The sequence below is a fragment of the Bradyrhizobium campsiandrae genome, assembly GCF_014529705.1.
GTDB classification, from domain to species: Bacteria; Pseudomonadota; Alphaproteobacteria; order Rhizobiales; family Xanthobacteraceae; genus Bradyrhizobium; species Bradyrhizobium campsiandrae.
Genome location: NZ_JAANIH010000014.1, coordinates 100,833 through 123,241 on the forward strand (window position 1 = coordinate 100,833; position 22,409 = coordinate 123,241).

The 22,409-nt window shown below is 64.4% G+C and carries 17 protein-coding genes and 2 tRNA genes; 11 read left to right on the top strand and 8 right to left on the bottom strand.

Annotated features, from left to right (window positions below):
• Positions 1-37 precede the first annotated feature (37 nt).
• Entirely contained in the window at positions 38-1,015 is a 978-nt protein-coding gene (locus G8O24_RS12970; protein ID WP_188099777.1) for a GlxA family transcriptional regulator, read from the bottom strand.
• Positions 1,016-1,160: 145 nt separating this feature from the next.
• Between G8O24_RS12970 and G8O24_RS12975 the strand changes: the two genes are divergently transcribed.
• A complete protein-coding gene (locus tag G8O24_RS12975) occupies positions 1,161-1,418 on the top strand; it encodes a tautomerase family protein (RefSeq protein WP_188099779.1) in 258 nt (85 codons plus the stop codon).
• A 70-nt stretch (positions 1,419-1,488) separates the two neighbouring features.
• On the opposite strand, the gene glnA is transcribed toward G8O24_RS12975, so the two are convergent.
• Both glnA and G8O24_RS12985 read right to left on the bottom strand, forming a co-directional pair.
• A complete protein-coding gene (gene glnA / locus G8O24_RS12980; RefSeq protein ID WP_188099780.1) occupies positions 1,489-2,898 on the bottom strand; it encodes a type I glutamate--ammonia ligase in 1,410 nt (469 codons plus the stop codon).
• A 150-nt stretch (positions 2,899-3,048) separates the two neighbouring features.
• Positions 3,049-3,387 (bottom strand): P-II family nitrogen regulator, encoded by a 339-nt coding sequence (locus tag G8O24_RS12985; RefSeq protein ID WP_007603495.1) that lies wholly within the window; start codon positions 3,385-3,387, stop codon positions 3,049-3,051.
• Positions 3,388-3,765: 378 nt separating this feature from the next.
• Here G8O24_RS12985 and G8O24_RS12990 point away from each other — a divergent pair, with 378 nt between their 5' ends.
• Both G8O24_RS12990 and G8O24_RS12995 read left to right on the top strand, forming a co-directional pair.
• On the top strand, positions 3,766-5,265 hold the full coding sequence (locus tag G8O24_RS12990; protein WP_188099782.1) for an NAD(P)H-hydrate dehydratase: 1,500 nt from the start codon (positions 3,766-3,768) through the stop codon (positions 5,263-5,265).
• Entirely contained in the window at positions 5,265-5,708 is a 444-nt protein-coding gene (locus tag G8O24_RS12995; protein WP_188099784.1) for a GNAT family N-acetyltransferase, read from the top strand. The genes G8O24_RS12990 and G8O24_RS12995 overlap by 1 nt, the downstream gene beginning before the upstream one ends.
• 1 nt (position 5,709) lies before the next feature.
• On the opposite strand, the gene G8O24_RS13000 is transcribed toward G8O24_RS12995, so the two are convergent.
• On the bottom strand, positions 5,710-7,023 hold the full coding sequence (locus G8O24_RS13000) for a multicopper oxidase family protein (RefSeq protein ID WP_188099785.1): 1,314 nt from the start codon (positions 7,021-7,023) through the stop codon (positions 5,710-5,712).
• Between the two features lie 154 nt (positions 7,024-7,177).
• Between G8O24_RS13000 and G8O24_RS13005 the strand changes: the two genes are divergently transcribed.
• The 8 genes from G8O24_RS13005 to G8O24_RS13040 all read left to right on the top strand — a co-directional run bounded on the left by G8O24_RS13005 (position 7,178) and on the right by G8O24_RS13040 (position 15,802).
• Positions 7,178-7,262, top strand: a tRNA-Leu gene (locus tag G8O24_RS13005).
• A 178-nt stretch (positions 7,263-7,440) separates the two neighbouring features.
• Positions 7,441-8,799, top strand: a complete 1,359-nt coding sequence (gene tig, locus G8O24_RS13010) for a trigger factor (RefSeq protein ID WP_188099786.1) — start codon at positions 7,441-7,443, stop codon at positions 8,797-8,799.
• A gap of 331 nt (positions 8,800-9,130) precedes the next feature.
• Positions 9,131-9,766: an ATP-dependent Clp protease proteolytic subunit gene (locus G8O24_RS13015; protein ID WP_188099787.1), complete on the top strand. Its 636-nt coding sequence runs from the start codon at positions 9,131-9,133 to the stop codon at positions 9,764-9,766.
• A gap of 447 nt (positions 9,767-10,213) precedes the next feature.
• Positions 10,214-11,485 carry an ATP-dependent Clp protease ATP-binding subunit ClpX gene (gene clpX, locus G8O24_RS13020; RefSeq protein WP_018642420.1) on the top strand — a complete coding sequence of 424 codons (1,272 nt, stop codon included), beginning with the start codon at positions 10,214-10,216 and terminating at the stop codon, positions 11,483-11,485.
• 321 nt (positions 11,486-11,806) lie between these two features.
• A complete protein-coding gene (gene lon, locus G8O24_RS13025; protein WP_188099788.1) occupies positions 11,807-14,230 on the top strand; it encodes an endopeptidase La in 2,424 nt (807 codons plus the stop codon).
• Between the two features lie 68 nt (positions 14,231-14,298).
• Positions 14,299-14,703 (top strand): GFA family protein, encoded by a 405-nt coding sequence (locus G8O24_RS13030; protein ID WP_188099789.1) that lies wholly within the window; start codon positions 14,299-14,301, stop codon positions 14,701-14,703.
• 61 nt (positions 14,704-14,764) lie between these two features.
• Positions 14,765-14,841 (top strand) — tRNA-Val (locus tag G8O24_RS13035).
• A gap of 100 nt (positions 14,842-14,941) precedes the next feature.
• Positions 14,942-15,802 (top strand): class I SAM-dependent methyltransferase, encoded by an 861-nt coding sequence (locus G8O24_RS13040; protein WP_188099790.1) that lies wholly within the window; start codon positions 14,942-14,944, stop codon positions 15,800-15,802.
• Positions 15,803-15,926: 124 nt separating this feature from the next.
• Here G8O24_RS13040 and G8O24_RS13045 read toward each other — a convergent pair whose 3' ends face one another.
• The 4 genes from G8O24_RS13045 to ihpA are packed head-to-tail and all read right to left on the bottom strand — an operon-like array spanning position 15,927 to position 22,372.
• The gene (locus G8O24_RS13045; RefSeq protein WP_188099791.1) at positions 15,927-16,916 is read right to left on the bottom strand and encodes a cation diffusion facilitator family transporter; all 990 of its coding nucleotides are present in this window, start codon (positions 16,914-16,916) and stop codon (positions 15,927-15,929) included.
• A gap of 2 nt (positions 16,917-16,918) precedes the next feature.
• On the bottom strand, positions 16,919-20,131 hold the full coding sequence (locus tag G8O24_RS13050; protein ID WP_188099792.1) for an efflux RND transporter permease subunit: 3,213 nt from the start codon (positions 20,129-20,131) through the stop codon (positions 16,919-16,921).
• Positions 20,124-21,101 carry a divalent metal ion exporter adaptor subunit IhpB gene (ihpB, locus tag G8O24_RS13055; RefSeq protein WP_188099793.1) on the bottom strand — a complete coding sequence of 326 codons (978 nt, stop codon included), beginning with the start codon at positions 21,099-21,101 and terminating at the stop codon, positions 20,124-20,126. Before ihpB ends, G8O24_RS13050 begins: the two co-directional genes overlap by 8 nt.
• Positions 21,098-22,372, bottom strand: coding sequence for a divalent metal ion exporter subunit IhpA (gene ihpA / locus G8O24_RS13060; protein WP_188099794.1), 1,275 nt, complete (start codon positions 22,370-22,372; stop codon positions 21,098-21,100). The genes ihpB and ihpA overlap by 4 nt, the downstream gene beginning before the upstream one ends.
• Between the last annotated feature and the right edge of the window lie 37 nt (positions 22,373-22,409).

Genomic DNA, 22,409 nt, shown 5'->3' on the forward strand with positions numbered 1-22,409 from the left:
GATGCAGAACGAAAGTTGATGGCTTCGGGGCGCAACCTCACGCCGCTCGCTCCATCCGTCGCGCGCGATATGCCTGCGGCGACATCAAGGTCAGCTTGCGGAACGCCTTGCGAAAGCTGCTTTCGTCCTCATAGCCCGCCGCACGCGCGATGGTCTTGATCGGCTGGGCCGTCGTCTCCAGCAGCGTTCGTGCGCGCTCGACACGGCGGCGCATGATGAAGGCCTGCGGCGGCTCGTTGGTGAGCTCCCGGAATCTTCGGTTGAGCGTGCGCTCGCTGAGGCCGAGCGCCTTGGCGAGGCGCTTGACAGTCATCGGGCTTTTGCCGGTACGACGGACCAGCAGATCGGCCTTGGTCAGCAGCGGGTCTTCCGAGAGCAAATAGCCGACGGGCATGAAGATCGATTGGGTGCGCTGCGCGGTGTCGATGACGACATAATCCGCGCTCAGCCTGGCGGTTTCCTTGCTCTCGACCGTTTCGATCAGCCGGAGCAGAAGATCGACCCACGACATCGGGCCGGCCGCGCAGACGATGCGGTCCGCTACCGTGACGACGGCGTCGGCAGCAAGGTCGATGGTGGGATGACGCTCTCGCAGCTCGCCTTGCAGCCACCAGGTGATGGTGGCGCGGCGGTTGTCGAGCAGGCCGGCTCCGGCAAGCAGGAAGACGCCGCTGCAGAACGCGCCGATCAGCCGCCCGTTCGCATGCTGCTGCCGGAGCCAGGCGCCGGCGCGGTCATATTGCGGTTGCAGGCGCTTTGCCGTGGCGTGATCGACGAGATTGCCGGGAACAACGATCGCGTCAAAGCGGCCGGCTTTGCTCGTCGCGCCGTCGACCGTGACGATCTGGCCGCCGCCGGCGCGTACGTTCCTTCCGTCGAGCGAGAGGGTCTGACAGGTGAAGCGCGGTTTTGCGCCACTTTGCTGCATCACGTGATTGGCGAGCGCGAAAATGTCGGCGATCCCCGCGATCGCCGAATGCATGCAGCCTTCCAGCGCGAGAATTGCGAGCTTCATGGGACCTCCGGGTATGCGACGGTATCCGATCGACGCGGCAAGCGCATGGCGGAAATTGCCCGATCTCTGTCTTATCGGCCGCTGCCGTCTTCGGCATCAGGATGCAATCCTTGGCCGTCGTCATGCGACATGATTGGAGAAAGACATGCCTTACGTCACCATTTCCACCGTCCGCGGCATCCTCGACGCTGCGCAGAAGAAGGCTCTGCTCGAACGTATCACCGACTTGATGGTCGAGGTCGAAGGGCAGGGCAATCCGGAGTTCCGCCGCAACGTCTGGGTCCGGATCGAGGAGCAGGAGCCCGCGCACTGGTCGCTCGGCGGCATGCAGCCGACGGCTGAGATCATCGCGGGCATGTTCGGCGCGATCGGGGCGGATGGGGTGCGGGTCGCGAAATCGTAAGCGCATTCGCCCAAGCGAAAAGGCGCTCCTCGCGGAGCGCCTTTTGCTTGTCGTGTTCCGTTCGAGCCGCTTAGCCCGAATAGTACATCTCGAACTCGACCGGGTGCGGGGTCATCTCGAAGCGGGCGACTTCTGTCATCTTCAGCTCGATGTAAGCGTCGATGAAGTCGTCGTCGAACACGCCGCCGTTCTTGAGGAAGCCGCGGTCTTTGTCGAGGTTCTCCAGCGCTTCGCGGAGCGAACCGCAGACGGTCGGGATCTGCTTCAACTCCTCCTTCGGCAGATCATAGAGATCCTTGTCCATCGCCGGACCCGGATCGATCTTGTTCTTGATGCCGTCGAGGCCGGCCATCAGCATCGCGGCGAAGCCGAGATAGGGATTGGCCATCGGATCGGGGAAGCGCACCTCGACACGCTTGGCCTTCGGCGAAGCGGTGTAGGGGATGCGGCAGGAGGCCGAACGGTTGCGCGCGGAGTAGGCGAGCAGCACGGGGGCCTCATAGCCCGGGACCAGACGCTTGTAGGAATTGGTCGACGGGTTGGTGAAGGCGTTGATCGCCTTGGCGTGCTTGATGATGCCGCCGATGTAATGGAGGCAGGTCTCCGACAGGTCGGCATATTTGTTGCCGGCGAACACCGGCTTGCCGTCCTTCCAGATCGACTGGTGCACGTGCATGCCCGAGCCGTTGTCGCCATAAACAGGCTTCGGCATGAAGGTGGCGGTCTTGCCGTAGATGTGCGCGACCTGGTGGATGCAGTACTTGTAGATCTGCATGTGGTCGGCCATCAGCGTCAGCGTGTCGAACTTCATGCCGAGCTCGTGCTGGGCGGAAGCGACCTCGTGGTGATGCTTCTCGACCTTCACGCCCATCTTGGCCATGGCCCCGAGCATTTCGGAGCGCATGTCCTGCACGGAGTCCTGCGGCGGAACGGGGAAGTAGCCGCCCTTGGTGCGGACACGGTGGCCGAGATTGCCGCCTTCATATTCGGTGTCGGAATTGATCGGCAACTCCGAGGAATCGAGGCGGAAGCCGGTCTTGTAGGGATCGGACGAATAGCGCACGTCGTCGAACACGAAGAACTCGGCTTCGGGGCCGACGAACACGCTGTCGCCGACGCCCATCGACTTCACCATGGCTTCCGCCTTCTTGGCGATGCCGCGGGGGTCGCGGTTGTAGGGCTCGCCGGTGGTCGGCTCGAGCACGTCGCAGGTGATGACCATGGTGGTTTCGGCGAAGAAGGGATCGATCGTCGCGGTCACCGGATCGGGCATCAGGCACATGTCGGACTCGTTGATCGCCTTCCAGCCGGCGATCGAGGAGCCGTCGAACATCGTTCCTTCGGCGAAAATGTCCTCATCGATCATGCTGACGTCGAACGTGACGTGCTGCCACTTGCCGCGCGGATCGGTGAAGCGCAGGTCGACGTACTTGACGTCGTTGTCCTTGATCGATTTCAGGACGTCTTTGGCGGTCTTCATGCATACCCCTTATGGCTCTGCGGGTCGGTTTCCAGATGAGCAGATTCGTTCTCGCTTTCGGCGAGTTGGCGCAACCGCACAAACGAAATCAGGCCGCCGAAGCAGCCTTTTTTCTTTCAGAGTGTCGCAAGATTCGGGATAGCACCCGGCTCAGATAGCGTCCAGCCCGGATTCGCCGGTTCGGATGCGGATCGCCTCTTCGATGTTGGAGACGAAGATCTTGCCGTCGCCGATGCGCCCGGTTTGCGCGGCGCGGCGGATTGCGTCGATCGCACGCTCGACGAGGTCATCGCCGATCACGATCTCGATCTTCACCTTGGGCAGGAAGTCGACGATGTATTCTGCGCCGCGGTAAAGCTCGGCATGGCCCTTCTGGCGGCCAAAGCCCTTGGCCTCGGTCACGGTGATGCCCTGAAGGCCGACTTCCTGAAGCGCTTCCTTCACCTCGTCGAGCTTGAACGGCTTGATGATGGCTTCGATCTTTTTCACTGCGCGCCTCCCGGCCTTTCGATCAAATAGCAACGTCTACGTCAGGATGCGCTTTCTTCACGCACGATCTTGTCTTCGCTATGCCGGGACCTGACCAGCCCGGCAACGACGGCCGGCCACACCCAGATGATGTCAGTGAGCACGACGAACCGAAGCGGCTTCCTCGAAAGCAGGGTCTATGCCAAGTTGCAAATGCCCTGGATATTGGAGCGTTATCAGCCTTTTAACGAGCGTTCCTGATAGGTGGGGCCGGCCGGCTTAAAATACCTCAGACTACGAAATAGGCAAACGGTTCAATATCTGTGCAAGTGGGTGTTCAGTTAGTCGGATCGGTACGAAACGTGCCTGTTGAAAAGGCGTTTGGACCAGAGAAGTGGCATGGAAGTTCTAACCACCGCCGAGATGCAGCGAGCTGATCAACTCAGCATCACGGCCGGGACGCCCGGCTTCAAGCTGATGCTGAGCGCCGGCCAAGCCGTCGCGGAGGCCGCGAGCGCCCTGGTGGAGGAGGGGCCAATTCTGATCGTGGCCGGCCCCGGCAACAATGGCGGCGACGGTTTTGTCGCAGCCGCCGAGCTCGCCGCGCAAGGACGCGAGGTCTCGGTCATCCTGATGTGCGAGCGCGATCAGCTCCAGGGCGATGCGGCCTCCGCCGCGCGCGGCTGGAAGCACCCGGTGCTGCCGTTCAATCCGCAGGCGATCGGAAGGCCGGCGCTGATCATCGATGCGCTGTTCGGCGCGGGCCTCAGCCGCCCCGTCGACGGTGAGGCGCGCGAGATGATCGAGGCGATCAACGCCAATGGCGCGCCCGTGCTCGCCGTCGATCTGCCCAGCGGCATCAACGGCACCAGCGCGGCGGTGATGGGCGCGGCGGTGGACGCAACCGAGACAGTGACCTTCTTCCGCAAGAAGCCCGCGCATCTCTTGCTGCCCGGCCGCATGCATTGCGGCCGCGTGCGCGTTGCCGACATCGGTATCGACGCACAGGTGCTCGACGGAATCGTGCCCCGGACTTTCGAGAACGATCCGGACTTCTGGGGCACGGCTTTCCCGGTGCCCCGCATCGACGGACACAAATACGCACGCGGCCATGTGCTGGCGGTCTCGGGCGATGCCGCCGCGACCGGCGCTGCACGGCTGGCTGCCCGCGGGAGCTTGCGCGCCGGGGCGGGCCTGGTGACGCTGGCCACTCCGCGCGATGCGCTGGCGATCAATGCGGGCGCACTCACCGCGGTGATGGTTCGGCCGGTCGACACGGCGATCGAGTTCGGCGCGCTGCTCGGCGACGCCAGATACAACACCTGCATGATCGGCCCCGGCGCCGGCATCGGCGAACGCACCTGCGACATGGTGCACACCGCGATCGCGGCGCGGCGCCATGTCGTGCTCGACGCGGACGCGCTGACGAGCTTTGCCGCAAAACCCGAGCGGCTGTTCGAATCGATCAAATCATCGCCTGAAGCACAGGTGGTGTTGACGCCGCATGAGGGCGAGTTTCCGCGCCTGTTCTCCGACCTCAGCAACAAAAATCCGGGCCGTTCGAAGCTGGAGCGCGTGCGCGCCGCCGCCGAACGCTCGGGCGCCGTCGTGCTCTTGAAAGGCCCTGACACCACGATCGCCGCTCCCGACGGCCGCGCAACCATCGCCGCCAACGCGCCGCCCTGGCTGGCCAGCGCCGGCGCCGGCGACGTGCTCGCCGGCATCATCGCAGGCCTCCTGGCGCAAGGCGTGCCGGCATTCGAAGCCGCCAGTATCGGCGTCTGGATGCACGGCGAGGCGGCAAGCGAAGCAGGCCCCGGCCTGATTGCCGAAGATCTCACCGAGACGCTCCCGGCGGTGCACCGCCGGATCTACAACGCGCTCGGGATCGAGTACTGATGCTGCGGCTGCTCGCGCTCACCGACATGAGCGCTGCGGCGCACATCCATCGGCTCGCATTCGATCAGGCCATGCCATGGCTCGCCGGGCTGCATACGCCGGACGAGGACTGCTGGTTCTATTCCGAGCGCATCTTCCCGACATGTCGGGTGTGGGGACATTTCGACGGCGATGAGCTCTGCGGGATCATCGCCTTCCAAGCGGGCTGGATCGAACAGCTCTACGTCCACCCGGCCGCGCACGGCCGCGGTGTTGGCACAGAACTCCTCAACATTGCCAAAGCCGCCAGCGACCGGCTGGAGCTTTGGACCTTCCAGCGCAACGCGCCGGCCCGGCGCTTCTACGAAGCGCGCGGATTTACACCGGCCGAGCAGACCGACGGAGCGCGCAACGAGGAGAAGGAGCCCGACTTGCGCTACGTCTGGGCGCGCGCAGGCCGGTAGTTCACACCACCCCATACCATCGCACCAGCCGCGGCGCGGCCCAGTCCGTCACGACGGATTCCATCAGCCATCGTCCCGGCGAGGTCGCAGCGAAGGCGATGCGCTCGGTCTGGCCGGGCTCGATGGCGAGGGTGTCGAGCCAGTACGGCTTCCAGCCGTCGTCGAGCCGGTCGAGCAGGCGAAAATGATGGCCATGAAGGTGGAAGATGGTGGTGACCGGGGCAGGGTTCTTCAACGCCAGCACGACGGTCCGGCCGGCCTTGGCGCGGAAGGCGGGGGCGGAGGCGGTGGAGAAGTTTGCGGTCCGCGCCCAGCCGGCCTCGGTCGCGTCGAGCGCGACATCGAACCGCAGGGCGCTTTTCAGGTCGAGCTTTTCGGGGAGACCATTCGAGGGGAGGGCTTGTGGCGGGCGAAGCGGTGCGCGCTCGATCTTGCCGGAAACCGCAAGGCGTCCGAGCGGGCGCGCCGCCTTGCCATCGTGCAGCACGAATGTGGCCGATGTGGCCGCATCCACGAAGGCGTCGGCGCGCGCACCGGGGGCCAGGACCAGCGCGCCGTTGCGGGCCGGGAACGGCTCGGCCGGCTGTCCGTCCAGGGCCATTACCCGGACTTCGTGGCTTTCCAATTTAGCTGCCAATACAGAGCGTTGTGAGCCGTTGATGAAGCGCAATCGAAGCCGTTCGCCGGCGGAAGCTGACAGTTCGAATGAAGTCTGCCCGTTCAGCGTATAAAGCGGGCTCGTGCCTTCTGCGGGACGGCCTGGCGGAAGCGCGCTCCCGTCCGGTCGCAGGCGCCATTCCTCGATCAGCAGCACCTCGTCACGATCGACGCTGGCCGGATTGGTCTCCGTCGCGATGACCGGGAGCGCGCGCGCCGGCTGGCTCAGGCGGTCCTCAAAGAGCCGAAAGTTGGCCAGCAAGGTTCCCGCATTTGGCATTGAAACAATTGATGTTTCTGTCGAGTCTGGGGCGGCGGGGGCGCGGCCTCCCAGCGGGTCGGGCAAAGCTGCGCCATCAAGGCCATACCAGACCGGCGCGAGCGGCACAGGCAGGTCGTTTCTGAAAACCAGTTCGCAGCGGTCCCCGCGCTTGAAACGCACATTCCCGATATGGCTTGCGGCGGCCAGCTCCCAAATTGGTGTAGCCGGCTGCCCCGGCCTCAGAGCCAAAGTGGTCGGTCGTGCCTGAAGCAGGGCCTGCGCGGTGGGAAGCGGGCTTGCGCCGCCCGCGATCATCCCGGCGGCCGAAGCGCTGAAGGATGCTCCCAGGCCGGCCAAAACCTCGCGCCGAGACAGATCCGAAATCCGCGGTTTCATGGCCCGATCCGGACCATGCCGCGCTGGATAAGTCCAGCCATCATGCCTACTTGAAGCCTGCCTCGATCAGGCCATTTTTTTGCTGCGAACAGTCGGGCACATGCTATAAGCCCGGCCGCCCGCGGCATCGCGGCCGGTCTAGATGCAAATTCACGCGGGCGTGGCGGAACTGGTAGACGCGCTGGATTTAGGTTCCAGTGACGAAAGTTGTGGGGGTTCGAGTCCCTCCGCCCGCACCAAGCGCTTATCGCGTTTGCACGGATTACGAGGGCCTGCTCCTCGCGGATGGTCGTCCGCCTGAAGCCGGGCTCGATGAACCACCGGCGTCGAGGTGTTTTGCCTCGCGCCGGATCGATTAATGACAGCGTCCCGACGCGGAGAGCGTGCCGGGACCGAACGAGAAGAAGATTGGACGCCATGCAGGTCACAGAAACCCTCTCGGAAGGTTTGAAGCACGAGTTCAAGATCAGCGTTCCCGCGTCTGATCTCGACGCAAAAGCTGGCGCCAAGCTCGTCGACCTCAAGGACAAGGTGCGCCTCAACGGCTTCCGTCCCGGCAAGGTGCCGGTCACGCACCTCAAGAAGGTCTATGGCCGCTCGGTGATGGCCGAGACGATCGATCAGACCATCCGCGACACCAACACCCAGCTCTTCACCGAGCGCGGCTTCAAGCTCGCAACCGAGCCGAAGATCACCATGCCGACCGAGCAGGCCGAGGTCGAGGAACTCCTCACCGGCAAGACCGATCTGACCTACACGGTCGCGATCGAGGTGGTTCCCGCGATCGCGCTCGCCGATTTCAAGACCTTCCAGGTCGAGAAGCCGGTTGCCGACGTTTCCGATTCGGATGTCGACGAGGCGATCAAGCGCATCGCCGACACCAACCGCGGCTACGCCGCCAAGGGTGAGGGCGCGAAGGCCGCCTCCGGCGACCGCGTCACCATCAGCTTCAAGGGCACCATCAACGGTGAAGCCTTTGAGGGCGGCACCGGTGAAGGCATTCAAGTCGTGATCGGCTCGAACACCTTCATCCCCGGTTTCGAGGAGCAGCTCATCGGCATTGGCGCGAACGAGACGCGCACGCTGAAGGTCTCCTTCCCCAAGAACTACATGAGCGAGAAGCTCGCCGGCCAGCCGGCCGAGTTCGAGACCACCGCGACGCTGATCGAGGCGCCGCAGGATATCGCCATCGACGACGAGTTCGCCAAGACGCTCGGCCTGGAATCGCTCGACAAGCTCAAGGAAGCCGCGCGCGAGCGTCTGGTTGCCGAGTACGCCGGTGCGACGCGCCAGCGCGTCAAGCGTGCGCTGCTCGACCGCCTCGACGAGGCGCATCGGTTCGAGGCGCCGCCCTCGCTCGTCGACGAGGAGTTCAATCTGATGTGGAACTCGGTCAAGGCCGAGATGGATTCCGCCGGCAAGACCTTTGCCGACGAGGATACCACCGAGGACAAGGCCAAGGAGGAGTACCGCAAGATCGCCGATCGCCGCGTGCGTCTCGGCCTCGTGCTGTCCGAGATCGGCGAGAAGAACAAGATCACCGTGACCGACGACGAAGTCGGCCGCGCCGTGATCGAGCGCGCGCGCCAGATGCCGGGCCGCGAGAAGGAGGTCTGGGACTATTACCGCAACAACGCTCAGGCGCTGGCCCAGCTTCGTGCACCAATCTATGAGGACAAGGTCGTCGACTTCATCCTCGAACTCGCCAACGTGACCGAGAAGAAGGTCTCGCGCGAGGACCTCTACAAGGATGACGAGGAAAAGACTGCGGCCTGAAGGCCTTGAGCGGCTCTTTTGAGAAAGCCTTCTATTAAGGATGATCGGCGGAAGCGCCCAGCTAGCCAGATGGCCGGCTGGGCCTTTTTGCAAGAATCAGCTTCAAGTGCCGCAAAGGATCCGGTCGATTAAGCCTTAATTCGGTCCGCACTTGTCTGGCGCGAATTGGGCTATATCTGTCGGTACCTACGCGTTCTACCTCTACCAACTTCCTGCATCACGGGACGTCCATCGGCCTTCCGGCACATCCAGTCCGACTGGCAGCCAAGACTGCAGCCAGGATACTGGAGCCAGGACTGGCGATGTCCGCCTCTAAAACCCTAGGTGACTCATGCGCGATCCGGTTGAAACCTACATGAACCTCGTGCCCATGGTGGTCGAGCAGACCAACCGTGGCGAGCGCGCCTACGACATTTTCTCGCGCCTTCTGAAAGAGCGCATCATCTTCGTGACCGGACCGGTCGAGGACGGCATGTCGACGCTGATCGTCGCGCAGCTGTTGTTCCTCGAGGCGGAAAATCCGAAGAAGGAAATCTCGATGTACATCAACTCGCCGGGCGGCGTGGTGACGTCGGGCCTTGCGATCTACGACACCATGCAGTTCATCCGCCCGCCGGTCTCGACCCTGTGCACGGGCCAGGCCGCCTCGATGGGCTCGCTGCTGCTCGCTGCCGGCGAGAAGGACATGCGCTTCTCGCTGCCGAACGCACGCATCATGGTGCACCAGCCCTCCGGCGGCTTCCAGGGCCAGGCCACCGACATCATGCTGCACGCTCAGGAAATCCTGAACCTGAAGAAGCGGCTCAACGAGATCTACGTGAAGCACACCGGCCAGACCTACAAGTCGATCGAGGATGCGTTGGAACGCGACAAGTTCCTGACCGCCAACGACGCCAAGGAGTTCGGCCTGGTCGACAAGGTCATCGACAAGCGCGCCGAAGAGGCCGCGCCCACGAAGACCCCGTAGCATTACCGGGAGTGCAACGTTGATCCCCGGAATGAGCGGGGATGACGCAACACGGCGTTCACGTTAAGGACGCCTCGCGAGGGCGCAAAAAGCAGGTTTGCGCCCTGCGGCAGGCAGAAAGTTCCGCTTTCGTGCTTGTTTTTCGTGGCAATCCAGCAACGGCGGCGTGATTTCGATCACTTCGCCCGTGCCAAGACCGCAAATCACGGTATTGTCACGGGTAGCCGTCGACCCCCGATTAGCGAATTCTTGATAGTCGGGTGACAGCATGGTTGGCTACGAATGATGGGCTATGATCGCGGAGAATCGAGTGACCGTGATTCGCACGGGATGTAACGCGTAGGGTCTTTTTTGGTACGGAATTTGCTCTATTTGAATCCCTTGCCCGTTAACGTTTCGGCATGGGACGATCGAGCGGACGGGATCGAACCGCGGACGGAGACATGAATGAGTAAGGTCGGCACGAGCGACTCCAAGAACACGCTATATTGCTCGTTCTGCGGCAAGAGCCAGCACGAAGTCCGCAAACTGATCGCGGGTCCCACGGTCTTCATCTGCGACGAGTGCGTCGAGCTCTGCATGGACATCATCCGTGAGGAGAACAAGTCCTCGCTGGTGAAGTCGCGTGACGGTATTCCGACGCCGAAGGAAATCTGCAAGGTCCTGGACGATTACGTCATCGGCCAGAGCCATGCGAAGAAGGTCCTGTCGGTCGCGGTGCACAATCACTACAAGCGCCTCAACCACCAGACCAAGCACAACGACGTCGAGCTCGCGAAGTCGAACATCCTGCTGATCGGTCCGACCGGTTCGGGCAAGACGCTGCTCGCGCAGACGCTCGCCCGTATCCTGGACGTGCCGTTCACGATGGCGGATGCGACCACGCTGACCGAAGCCGGCTATGTCGGCGAGGACGTCGAGAACATCATCCTGAAGCTGCTCCAGGCCGCCGACTACAATGTCGAGCGCGCCCAGCGCGGCATTGTCTACATCGACGAAATCGACAAGATCAGTCGCAAGTCCGACAATCCCTCGATCACCCGCGACGTGTCGGGCGAGGGCGTGCAGCAGGCGCTGCTGAAGATCATGGAAGGCACGGTGGCTTCGGTCCCGCCGCAGGGCGGCCGCAAGCATCCGCAGCAGGAGTTCCTGCAGGTGGATACCACCAACATCCTGTTCATCTGCGGCGGTGCGTTCGCTGGCCTCGAGAAGATCATCTCGGCGCGCGGCCGGTCGACCTCGATCGGGTTCGCGGCCCAGGTGATGGCGCCGGAAGACCGCCGGACCGGCGAGATCTTCCGTCACGTCGAGCCTGAGGACCTTCTGAAGTACGGCCTGATCCCCGAATTCGTCGGCCGTCTGCCTGTCGTGGCGACGCTCGAGGATCTCGACGAGACCTCACTGAAGAAGATCCTGACCGAGCCGAAGAACGCGCTGGTGAAACAGTACCAGCGGCTGTTCGAGATGGAGAACATCGAGCTGACCTTCGCCGACGAGGCGCTTGGCGCGGTGGCCCGCAAGGCGATCGAGCGCAAGACCGGCGCGCGTGGTCTGCGTTCGATCCTCGAAGCGATCCTGCTCGAGACCATGTTCGACCTGCCGGGCCTGGAAGGTGTGGAAGAAGTCGTGATCTCCCGCGAAGTCGTGGAAGGCACGGCCCGTCCGCTCTACATCTACGCCGATCGGACCGATCGCGCCGTCGAGAATGCCAGCGCCTGATTTCCCGGCGCTGGAACGCTTCCTATCGTCTTGATCGTTGCGGCTGCGGAAGATGTATTCCGCAGCCGGATTGCGTCGCTTGCCCACGTGCGTAAGCGCCTGATGGCGCGTGTTTTTCAATGACTTGACACCCCCCCTGTCGATAGCCACCTAATGTCGGCGGCGAGCGAGAATTCCGTTCAAGATTCGCCTCAGTTCCGATCCGGCAAGCCCGGTCCAACCTTTCAATGGTAGGCCGGTTTTGTGGATCACCTCGGCACCTTGTGGCGGTTGCGCACCACGCGGATCGCGTGCGAGGGGGCAAAGCAAAAGGAAAAGGCCATGACTAATCCAAAACCCCGGCCAACCATCGTCCATGGCGAAACGCACGCTTACCCCGTGTTGCCGTTGCGCGATATCGTCGTCTTCCCGCACATGATCGTCCCGCTCTTCGTCGGTCGCGAGAAGTCGATCCGTGCGCTCGAAGAGGTGATGAAGAACGACGCGCTGATCATGCTCGCGACGCAGAAGAACGCGTCCGACGATGATCCGGCGCCCGATGCCATTTACGAGACCGGTACGCTTGCCAGCGTGCTGCAGCTCTTGAAGCTTCCTGATGGCACCGTGAAGGTGCTGGTCGAGGGGCTCGAGCGCGCGCGCGTGTCGAAATACACCGATCGCGCCGACTATTATGAAGCGACCGCCGTCGCGCTCGCCGACACCGATGCGAAGTCGGTCGAAGCGGAAGCGCTGGCGCGCTCGGTCGTGTCCGACTTCGAGAGCTATGTGAAGCTCAACAAGAAGATCTCGGCCGAGGTCGTCGGCGTCGTGCAGGCGATCACCGATTTCGCCAAGCTCGCCGACACGGTCGCTTCGCATCTCGCGGTCAAGATCGCCGATCGCCAGGGCATCCTGGAGACGCTGTCCGTCACCACGCGCCTGGAGAAGGTGCTGGGCCTGATGGAGAGCGAGATCTCGGTGCTGCAGGTCGAGAAGCGCATCCGTTCACGCGTCAAGCGCCAGATGGAGAAGACCCAGCGCGAGTATTACCTCAACGAGCAGATGAAGGCGATCCAGAAGGAACTCGGCGACGACGACGGTCGTGACGAGCTCGCCGATCTCGAAGAGAAGATCTCCAAGACCAAGCTCTCCAAGGAAGCGCGCGACAAGGCGCAGCATGAATTGAAGAAGCTGCGCCAGATGTCGCCGATGTCCGCGGAAGCGACCGTCGTGCGCAACTACCTGGATTGGCTGCTGTCGATCCCGTGGAACAAGAAGTCCAAGGTGAAGAAGGATCTGGAGCAGGCGCAGGCCATCCTGGATTCCGATCACTACGGGCTGGAGAAGGTCAAGGAACGCATCGTCGAGTATCTGGCGGTGCAGTCGCGCGCCAACAAGCTGACGGGCCCGATCCTGTGCCTCGTCGGACCTCCCGGCGTCGGCAAGACCTCGCTCGGCAAGTCGATCGCGAAGGCCACGGGCCGCGAGTTCGTGCGCGTCTCGCTCGGCGGCGTGCGCGACGAGGCCGAGATCCGCGGTCACCGCCGCACCTATATCGGCTCGATGCCTGGCAAGATCATCCAGTCGATGCGGAAGGCGAAGTCGTCCAATCCGCTGTTCCTGCTGGACGAGATCGACAAGATGGGCGCCGATTTCCGCGGTGATCCGTCCTCGGCCCTGCTCGAGGTCCTGGACCCCGAGCAGAACGGGACGTTTGCCGACCACTATCTGGAGGTCGACTACGATCTGTCGAACGTCATGTTCATCACGACCGCGAATACGCTCAATATTCCGGGCCCGCTGATGGACCGCATGGAGATCATCCGGATCGCCGGCTACACCGAGAACGAGAAGGTCGAGATCGCGCGCAAGCATCTGATCCCGAACGCGGTGTCCAAGCATGGCCTGGACTCCAAGGAGTTCTCGATCGACGACGACGCGCTGCTGCTTCTGATCCGCCGCTACACCCGCGAAGCGGGCGTGCGCAATCTGGAGCGTGAGCTCTCCACACTCGCCCGCAAGGCGGTGAAGGAGCTGATGATCTCCAAGAAGAAGTCGGTCAAGGTCACCGAGAAGACTCTGGAAGAGTTGCTCGGCGTGCCGAAGTACCGCTTCGGCGAGATCGAGAGCGAGCCGCAGGTCGGCATCGTCACCGGCCTTGCCTGGACCGATGTCGGCGGCGAGCTGCTGACCATCGAAGGCGTCATGATGCCCGGCAAGGGCAAGATGACGGTCACGGGCAATCTGCGCGACGTGATGAAGGAATCGATCTCGGCGGCGGCGTCCTATGTCCGCTCGCGGGCGATCAATTACGGCATCGAGCCGCCGATGTTCGACAAGCGCGACATCCACGTGCACGTGCCGGAGGGCGCGACGCCGAAGGACGGCCCGTCCGCGGGCGTCGCCATGGCCACCGCGATCATCTCGGTCATGACCGGCATCCCGGTCCGCCACGATGTCGCGATGACCGGCGAGATCACGCTGCGCGGCCGCGTGCTGCCGATCGGCGGCCTGAAGGAGAAGCTGCTGGCTGCGGCCCGTGGCGGCATCAAGACGGTGCTGATCCCCGAGGACAACGCCAAGGATCTCACGGAGATTTCCGATGCGATCAAGGGCGGCATGGAGATCATCCCGGTCTCTCGTCTCGACGACGTCATCGCCAAGGCGCTGGTGAAGAAGCCCGTGCCGATCGTCTGGGAAGAGGACACCAAGGTGACCGTGAAGCCCGACGGCGACGAAGCCGCCGGCGGCCTGACCGCTCACTGAGATCGCAGCTTGAAAAGATGATAGAACGGCGCCTTCGGGCGCCGTTTTTGTTTTGGGAAGGGGACGCGATGCAGGTCGACGGACAGTGCCATTGCGGCAAGATCGCTTTCGAAGCCGAGGTCGACCCCGAGGCGGTCTCGGTGTGCCACTGCACCGACTGCCAGACGCTCACCGGCTCGCCGTTCCGCGTGACGGCTGCCTGCTCCGGGGCGGATGTGCGCCTGACCAGCGGCACGCCCAAAATCTACGGCAAGCGCGGCGATAACGGTCGGATGCGCTTCCAGCATTTCTGTGCCGATTGCGGTTCCCCGCTGTTCACCAGCGGCGAGGGCGGGGAGGCCGACGATTGGGGCATCCGCTGGGGTTCGATCCGCCAACGCGACAAATTGCGCCCGGTCAGGCAGATCTGGTGCCAGTCCGCCGCCGTCTGGATCGATGCGGTGCCGCTGCTGCCAGGGCGGCCGGGAGATTGAAGGCGGGAGGGCCGTTCCGTACTTGCCCCTACGGGGCGGGTGGGGATAAAGAAGCGCCGTGGGGCGGTTAGCTCAGCTGGTTAGAGCATCTCGTTTACACCGAGAGGGTCCGCGGTTCGAATCCGTGACCGCCCACCAGCCTTCGCTCGCTTCGCGAGCTTCGGCTGGGCAGGCCAGCCTCCGAATTTATCGACGCGAAGCGAGCGAAGGCGGGCGATATCGAGCGACAGAGGCGCCTATGCAACAGCTCAGCGGACACGAGCAGAACGCCGACCAGATCGCCTATTGGAATGGCCCGAGCGGACAGCGCTGGGCCGATCGTCATACTGCGCAGGAGAGCCTGCTCGGGCCCATCGCGGACGTGCTGATCGACCGCGCCCGGCCGAAGCGAGGCGAGCGCGTTCTCGATGTCGGCTGCGGCTCGGGGGCGACGACCTTTGCGTTCGCAAAGGCCGTTGCGCCTGATGGCCTTGCGCTCGGCCTCGACGTGTCCGAGCCGATGCTGTCGCAGGCCCGCGCGTTTGCGCCGAAGGGCCTGCCGCTCAATTTCGTGCTGGCCGATGCGACGGTCTATCCGTTCGAGCCGGCGAGTTTCGATCTGCTGGCCTCGCGCTTCGGCGTGATGTTCTTTGCCGATCCGATTGCATCCTTCACCAATCTTCGCCGCGCCCTGAAGCCGACGGGACGGCTCGCTTTCGTCTGCTGGCGTGAGCCGAAGGAAAATCCGTGGATGATGGCGCCGCTGATGGCGGTCTACAAACACGTGCCGAAGATGCCGCCGGTCGGGCCGGAGGAGCCGGGCCCGTTCGCGTTTGCGTCCGAGGAACGCGTCACGCGGATTCTGGAAGGTGCAGGCTTCGTGGATGTGGCAATGGAGCCGCACAATCTGCCGATGGACATCGCCATCGGCGGCGGTCTCGATGCCGCCGTCGACGGCTCGCTGCAGATCGGCCCCGCCAGCCGCGCGCTGCAGGGCTATCCGCCCGAGACAGTCGTGGCGGCCAAGGCGTCGATCCGCGAGGCGCTCGCGCCGTTCGTGAAGGGGCAGAGCGTAGCGCTGCCGGGCGCGATTTGGATCGTGACCGCGAAGGCGGGGTGAGGCGGCCGCCGCTCTCGCCGCCGTCATTGCGAGCGTAGCGAAGCGATCCAGACAGTCTCCGCGGAGGCACTCTGGATTGCTTCGTCGCTTCGCTCCTCGCAATGACGATGTGGAGGCAAAGTGCCTAGACCACATCGTCCGGTGCCAGCGCACAGCCATTATCCGGATGCGTCTCGACCTGGAGCGTGGTGTGGCCGATGCGGAACGTTGCCTTCAGCATCTGCGCGGTCTCCACCAGGAACGCATCCGCGGTGCCTGACGGCATCACGAGATGACAGGTCAGCGCGGTCTCGGTGGTCGAGATCGGCCAGACGTGGAGATCGTGGATCGCTGACACCCCGGGGCGTGCCAGCAGGAACGCCTTGATGGCGGCGAGATCGGTGCCCTTCGGCGCTGCCGCCATCGACATATCGATGGAGCCGCGCAGCAGACTGGTCGTGCTCCACAAAATGCTCGCACAGATGACGAGGCTGGTGACGGGATCGAGCCAGAGCCAGCCGGTCCAGAGGATCAACGCCGCCGAGATCACGACGCCGAGCGAGACCGCGGCATCGGCGGCCATGTGCAGATAGGCGCCCTCGATGTTGATGTCGTCCTTGCGGCCGCTCGCGAAAAGCAGCGCCGTGAAGCCGTTGATGAGGATGCCGATGCCGGCGACCACCATCACGGTGACGCCCGCGACGGGCTCGGGTTCGCGCAGGCGCAGGATCGCCTCCCAGCCGATCGCGCCGGTGGCGACCAGCAGGAACACGGCATTTGCCAGCGCGGCCAGAATCGTGGAGGCGCGAAAGCCATAGGTGAAGCGGCCGCTCGGCGCACGCCGCGCCGCGACCGAGGCGCCCCAGGCCACGACCAGGCCGAGCACGTCGGAGAGATTATGGCCGGCATCGGCGAGCAGGGCGGTGGAATTGCCGAGATAGCCGTAGATGGCCTCGGCCACGACCAGCGCGGTGTTGAGCGTGATGCCGATCGCGAACGCCTTGCCGAAATTGGCGGGCGCGTGGACATGCGCGTGACCGTGGCCGTGACCATGGGAATGGTCGTGGTCATGCCCATGATCATGCGTGTGGCCGTGGCCATGGTGGTGATGACCGTGATGGTTGTGGTTGCCCAAACCTAGCGCTCCCCGGCTTCAGCCAAATCAGGCGACATTGTAGGCGTTCCGTCCGCGCCGTCACGCCGGAACAGCACGTAGAGCGCCGGCAGCACCAGCAATGTCAGCACGGTCGAAGAGATGATGCCGCCGATCACGACGGTCGCGAGCGGCCGCTGCACCTCGGCACCGGCGCCAGTCGCCAGAGCCATCGGCACGAAGCCGAGGGAAGCGACCAGGGCCGTCATCAGCACCGGGCGCAGCCGCGTCAGCGCGCCCTCGCGCACGGCCTCCGCGATGGGGCGTCCCTCGCGTCGCAGACGCTCGATGAAGGCGATGATGACGAGCCCGTTGAGCACGGCCACCCCCGACAGCGCAATGAAGCCGACGCCGGCGCTGATCGACAGCGGAATGCCCCGCAGCAAGAGCGCCGCGACGCCGCCGGTGAGCGCCAGCGGCACGCCGGAGAACACCAGCGCGGCGTCCGCGGCCGACCCCATGCTCATGAACAGCAGCAGGAATACCAGCGCGAGCGCGACCGGCACGACGACGGTCAGCCGCTTGCTGGCGGAGACCAGCTGCTCGAACTGGCCGCCCCAGCCGATCCAGTAGCCCGGCGGCAGTTTCACTTTCTCGGCGATGGCGGCTTGCGCCTCCGTGACGAAGGAACGCAAATCGCGCCCGCGAACGTTGGCCATGACGACCACGCGACGCTTGCCGTTCTCGCGACTGATCTGGTTGGGGCCCGGCGCGATCTCGATCGCGGCGACCGACGACAGCGGAACGTAGCGGAGCGCCGCACCCGATGGGCCGGACCAGGCGGTCCTGGTGGGCGTCGTTGCATCCTCGGCCGGCGGCAAGGGGATCGGCAGCGATTTGATCGCGTCAGGGTCGGCGCGCAGGCCCTCCGGCAGGCGGACCACGATGTCGAAGCGGCGGTCGCCCTCGAACAGCTTTCCGGCCGGCTTGCCGCCGATCGCGATCTCGACGAGGTTTTGCACCTCGCTGAGGCTGAGGCCGTAACGCGACAGCGCCTGGCGGTCGAGCTTGACGGTGAGGATCGGCAGGCCGGCGACCTGCTCGGTCTTGACGTCGGCAGCGCCCCCGATGCCGCGAATGACGCCGTTGACCTGTTGGGCAACGCCCGCGAGCACGTCGAGGTCGTCGCCGAAAATCTTGACGCCGACGTCGCTGCGGATGCCGGCGATGAGCTCGTTGAAGCGCATCTGGATCGGCTGGGTCATGCCGTAGGCGGTGCCGGGCAGGGTGTTGGCGGCGCGTTCGATCGTCTCGATCACCTCGTTCTTCGGCTTGGCCGGATCGGGCCATTCCGCGCGCGGCTTCAGCGTGACATAAGTGTCGGCCGCATTCGGCGGCATCGGGTCGTTGGCGATCTCGGCGGTGCCGATCTTGGAGAAGATGGTCGCGACCTCCGGGACTTGCTTGACCGCCTTCTCCAGGCGAAGCTGCATGTCGACGCTCTGGGTCAGGCTGGTGCCGGGAATCCGGATGGCTTCGATGGTGATGTCGCCCTCATCGAGGCTCGGGATGAATTCGCCGCCCATGCGCGTTGCGGCAAACAGGCTGCCGGCGACGATCAGGACGGCCCCCAATGCAACGGTGCGGCGATAGCGGATGGCGCGGTCCAGCAGCGGCACATACACCCGCTTGGCCGCGCGCATGAAGATGTTTTCGGTTTCAGAGACCTTGCCGGTGACGAAGATCGCCACCGCGGCCGGAACGAAGGTCACCGACAGCAGCGCGGCGCCGGCGAGCGCCATCAGCACGGTCAGCGCCATCGGCGTGAACATCTTGCCCTCGGTCCCCGTCAGGGTCAGGACCGGGAGATAGACGACGGCGATGATCAGCGTGCCGAACAGGCTCGGCTTGATCACCTCGCTGCTGCCGTCGCGGATGGTCTGGAGGCGTTCGTCCAGCGTCAGCAGGCGGCCACGGCGATGCTGCTCGGCCGCCAGCAACCGCAGGCAGTTTTCGACGATGATGACGGCACCGTCGACGACGATGCCGAAATCGATGGCGCCGAGACTCATCAGATTGGCGCTGACCTTGCTCTCCACCATGCCCGTGATCGTGAACAGCATCGAGAGGGGGATGACGCAGGCCGTGATCAGCGCGGCGCGGATGTTGCCGAGGATCAGGAACAGCACCGCGATCACCAGGGCCGCACCCTCGACGAGGTTTTTCTCGACGGTCTGGATGGTGGCTTCCACCAGATGGGTGCGGTCGTAGACCACGCGCGCGATCACGCCGTCGGGCAGCGATTTCGCGATGTCATTGAGCTTTGTTGCGACGCGCTGGGCCACCGTGCGGCTGTTCTCGCCGATCAGCAGCATGGCCGTGCCGAGCACCGTCTCGCTGCCGTTCGCCGTTGCCGCACCGGTGCGGAGGTCCTGGCCTTCGCTGACGTCGGCGACATCGCGAATGCGAACCGGCACGCCGCCGCGTGAACCGATCACGATGTCCTTGATATCGGCGATGTCAGCGACCTGGCCCGGCGCCCGTACCAGATATTGCTCGCCATTGCGCTCGATATAGCCGGCGCCGACATTGGCATTGTTGGCGGCAAGCGCGGTCATGATGTCGCGGAAGCCGAGCTTGTAGGCCATCAGCCGGCCGGGGATCGGCAGCACGTGGAATTGTCGCTCATAGCCGCCGATCGAATTGATCTCGATCACGCCGGGAATGGTGCGCAGCTGCGGCTTGATGATCCAGTCCTGGATCGTGCGGAGTTCCGTCGACGTGAAATCAGCGCCATCAGGGGATTTTGCGCCGGCCCTGGCTTCGACCGAATAGACATAGATCTCGCCGAGCCCGGTCGAGATCGGTCCCATCGTCACCTCGGTACCGGCCGGCAACTGATCCTTCGCCTGCTGGATACGCTCGCTCACGAGCTGCCGCGCGAAATAGATGTCGGTGCCGTCCTGGAACACGACGGTGACCTGGCTCAGGCCGTAGCGCGAGATCGAGCGGGTGTAATCGAGCCTGGGCAGGCCGCTCATCGCGGTCTCGATCGGGAAGGTGATGCGCTGCTCGGCCTCGAGCGGCGACAGGCCCGGTGCGCGCGTGTTGATCTGGACCTGAACATTGGTGACGTCAGGCACGGCGTCGATTGGAAGGCGGGTGAAATTCCAGGCGCCGAGGGCGCTGGCCGCAAGCGCGAGCAGCACCACCAACCAGCGCTGGCGGACCGAGAAGGCGAGCAGCGCGTCAATCATGATCGGCATCCCCCTTGCCCATCTCCGCCTTCACCACAAAACTGTTTTCGGCGACATAGCGCTCGCCGGCGGAGAGGCCGGCGCGGATCTCGACGAAGCCGGGATCGGAGTCGCCAAGCTCGACCGGGCGCGCCTCGATCTTGTCGTTGTCCTCGCGGACGAACACGATGGTCTTGTTCTCCAGCGTCTGGATCGCACTTCTGCGTACGGCGACTGCGACATTGCGAGCGGCAAGAATGAGCCGCGCGGTGACGAACAGGCCGGGTCGCAAGCGCCCCTCGGAGTTTGGCAGCACCACGCGCGCGAGCGCGGTCTGGGTCTCGCTCGAGCCGATCGGCGCGATGTAGGAGATTTTGCCCTTGATCTCGCCGCGGCCATCATCGGGATCGATCAGCACGGCGTCGTCGAGGCGGACGCGTTTGAGGTCCTGTCGGTAGATCGAGAGGTCGACCCAGATGGTGGAGAGGTCGGCGACGACGAAGGCCGGCTTCTGCTCGGAGGCATATTCGCCAAGCGAGATCTGCCGCTCGATGATGGTGCCCGCGATCGGCGCCTTCAGCTCATAGACGGTCAGGCTCTGGTTGCTCTCGATGGCGGCGAGCAGATCGTCCTTGCCGACCTTGTCGCCGATCCGCTTCTGGATCGATTTTGCCACCCCCGGAAAGCGCGGTGTGACCTGCACCACGGTTTCCTGGTTGGCGCGCAAGATGCCGTTGAAGGACAGCGTATCGGTCAGCGTGGCGCTCGCAGCTTCCGCCAGCGTCACGCCGGCAGCGGCCAGCTTGACGTCGGAGATGCGGATGCGGTCGGCGCCGTGCTCGTCCTGCTCGACGTGGTCGTTCGGCTTTTCCGGCTTCTTGTCCGCGGCCTGCTCGGTTGACGCGACCTTGACCGGCGCGAGCATGGAATAGCCGTAGGCGCCGAGCGCGGCAGCAATGACGGCAATGATAAGGGTCGACGATGTCTTCATCGCGCGCTCTCCCGGGCCAGCGCAAAGGGATTGCCGACGAGGCCTTCGATGGTGGCAACGCCGGCATGGAAGTTCTGCAGCGCCTCCTGCTCGCGCAGCCGCGCTTGCGTCACGCTGGCCTGGGCGTCGAGCACTTCGAGCAGGGTGAAGCGTCCCTGGCCGTAGCCTTGCGCGATCGCCTCGGAAGCTTCGGTGGCCTTCGGGATCGCGGTTTCGCGCAGCACGGCCAGCTCGCGCAGCGAGCCCTGGAGGGAGTCGTAAGCGCGGCCGGCGACGACGATCAGCGTGTTGCGATTGGCCTCGCGCTCGGCCGTCGTCTTGGCGAGGCTCTCTTGCGCCGAGAGGATGTTGCCCTGGTTCTGGTCGAACACGGGGATCGGCACTGAGACCGACAGACGTACCGCATCGTCATTGGTCTCGTTGAAATGACGCCAGCCGGCGGCGATCCGCACGTCCGGATAAGGCTTGAGCCGCGCCATCAGCAGCTCGGCGTTGCGCTGGGCGTACACGGCGGTCCAGCGCACCAGTTGGGGATTGGCATCGATCGCAGCGACCACCGACTGGAAGGTCGGCGGTCGTCCGGTGGTGTCGAGCCGGCCGGAGACCTCGCCGAACTTCGCCGAGGCATCGCCCATCAGCACCGCAAGCTCGCGCCTTGCGCTCGCCAGCGTCGCCTTGAAACGCTCTCGGTCGGCCTTCACCAGGGCGGAGGCGACCTCGGCGCGGCCGGTTTCGGCCGGCGAGGAAGCCCCGGCCTCGACGCGGCGGCGCAGCAGCGGCGTCAGTCTGTCGATGGCCGCGATCTGCTCGTCGAGGATCTGGATGCGCCGCTGCGCGCCGAGCACGCCGAGGAAGGCGATCGCGGTCTCCGACAGCACTTCCAGTCTAGTCGCCTTGCGCTGGATCGCCGCAACCTCGATGCCGGCCGCTCCAGCCGCGATCCGCGCCTCGCGCTTGCCTGATAGCTCGAAGGCCTGGCTGATTTGCAGTGTGGTCTCGGCCGATCTGGTGCCGCGATAGATGCCCGACCCGAACGAATTGTCCTGCTCGTAGGACAGTTCGGGATTGAGCAGGGCGCCGGCCTGGATGCGCTGGCCGGTGGCGATGCCGACATCGCGTTCCGCCGCCGTCAGGCGCGGGCTCGCGGCAAGCGCGCGCGAGAGCGCGGCGCGCATCGTCAGGGTCTGGGCGTGTGCGTGCTGCGCCAGCCAGGGGCTGGCGATAACAGCCATCGCGCACGCAAAGCGCGCGGCAGTCGATTTGAAAGGCATAGGGGGTGACCTGTGAACAATAGCGTCGAAGGCGCAA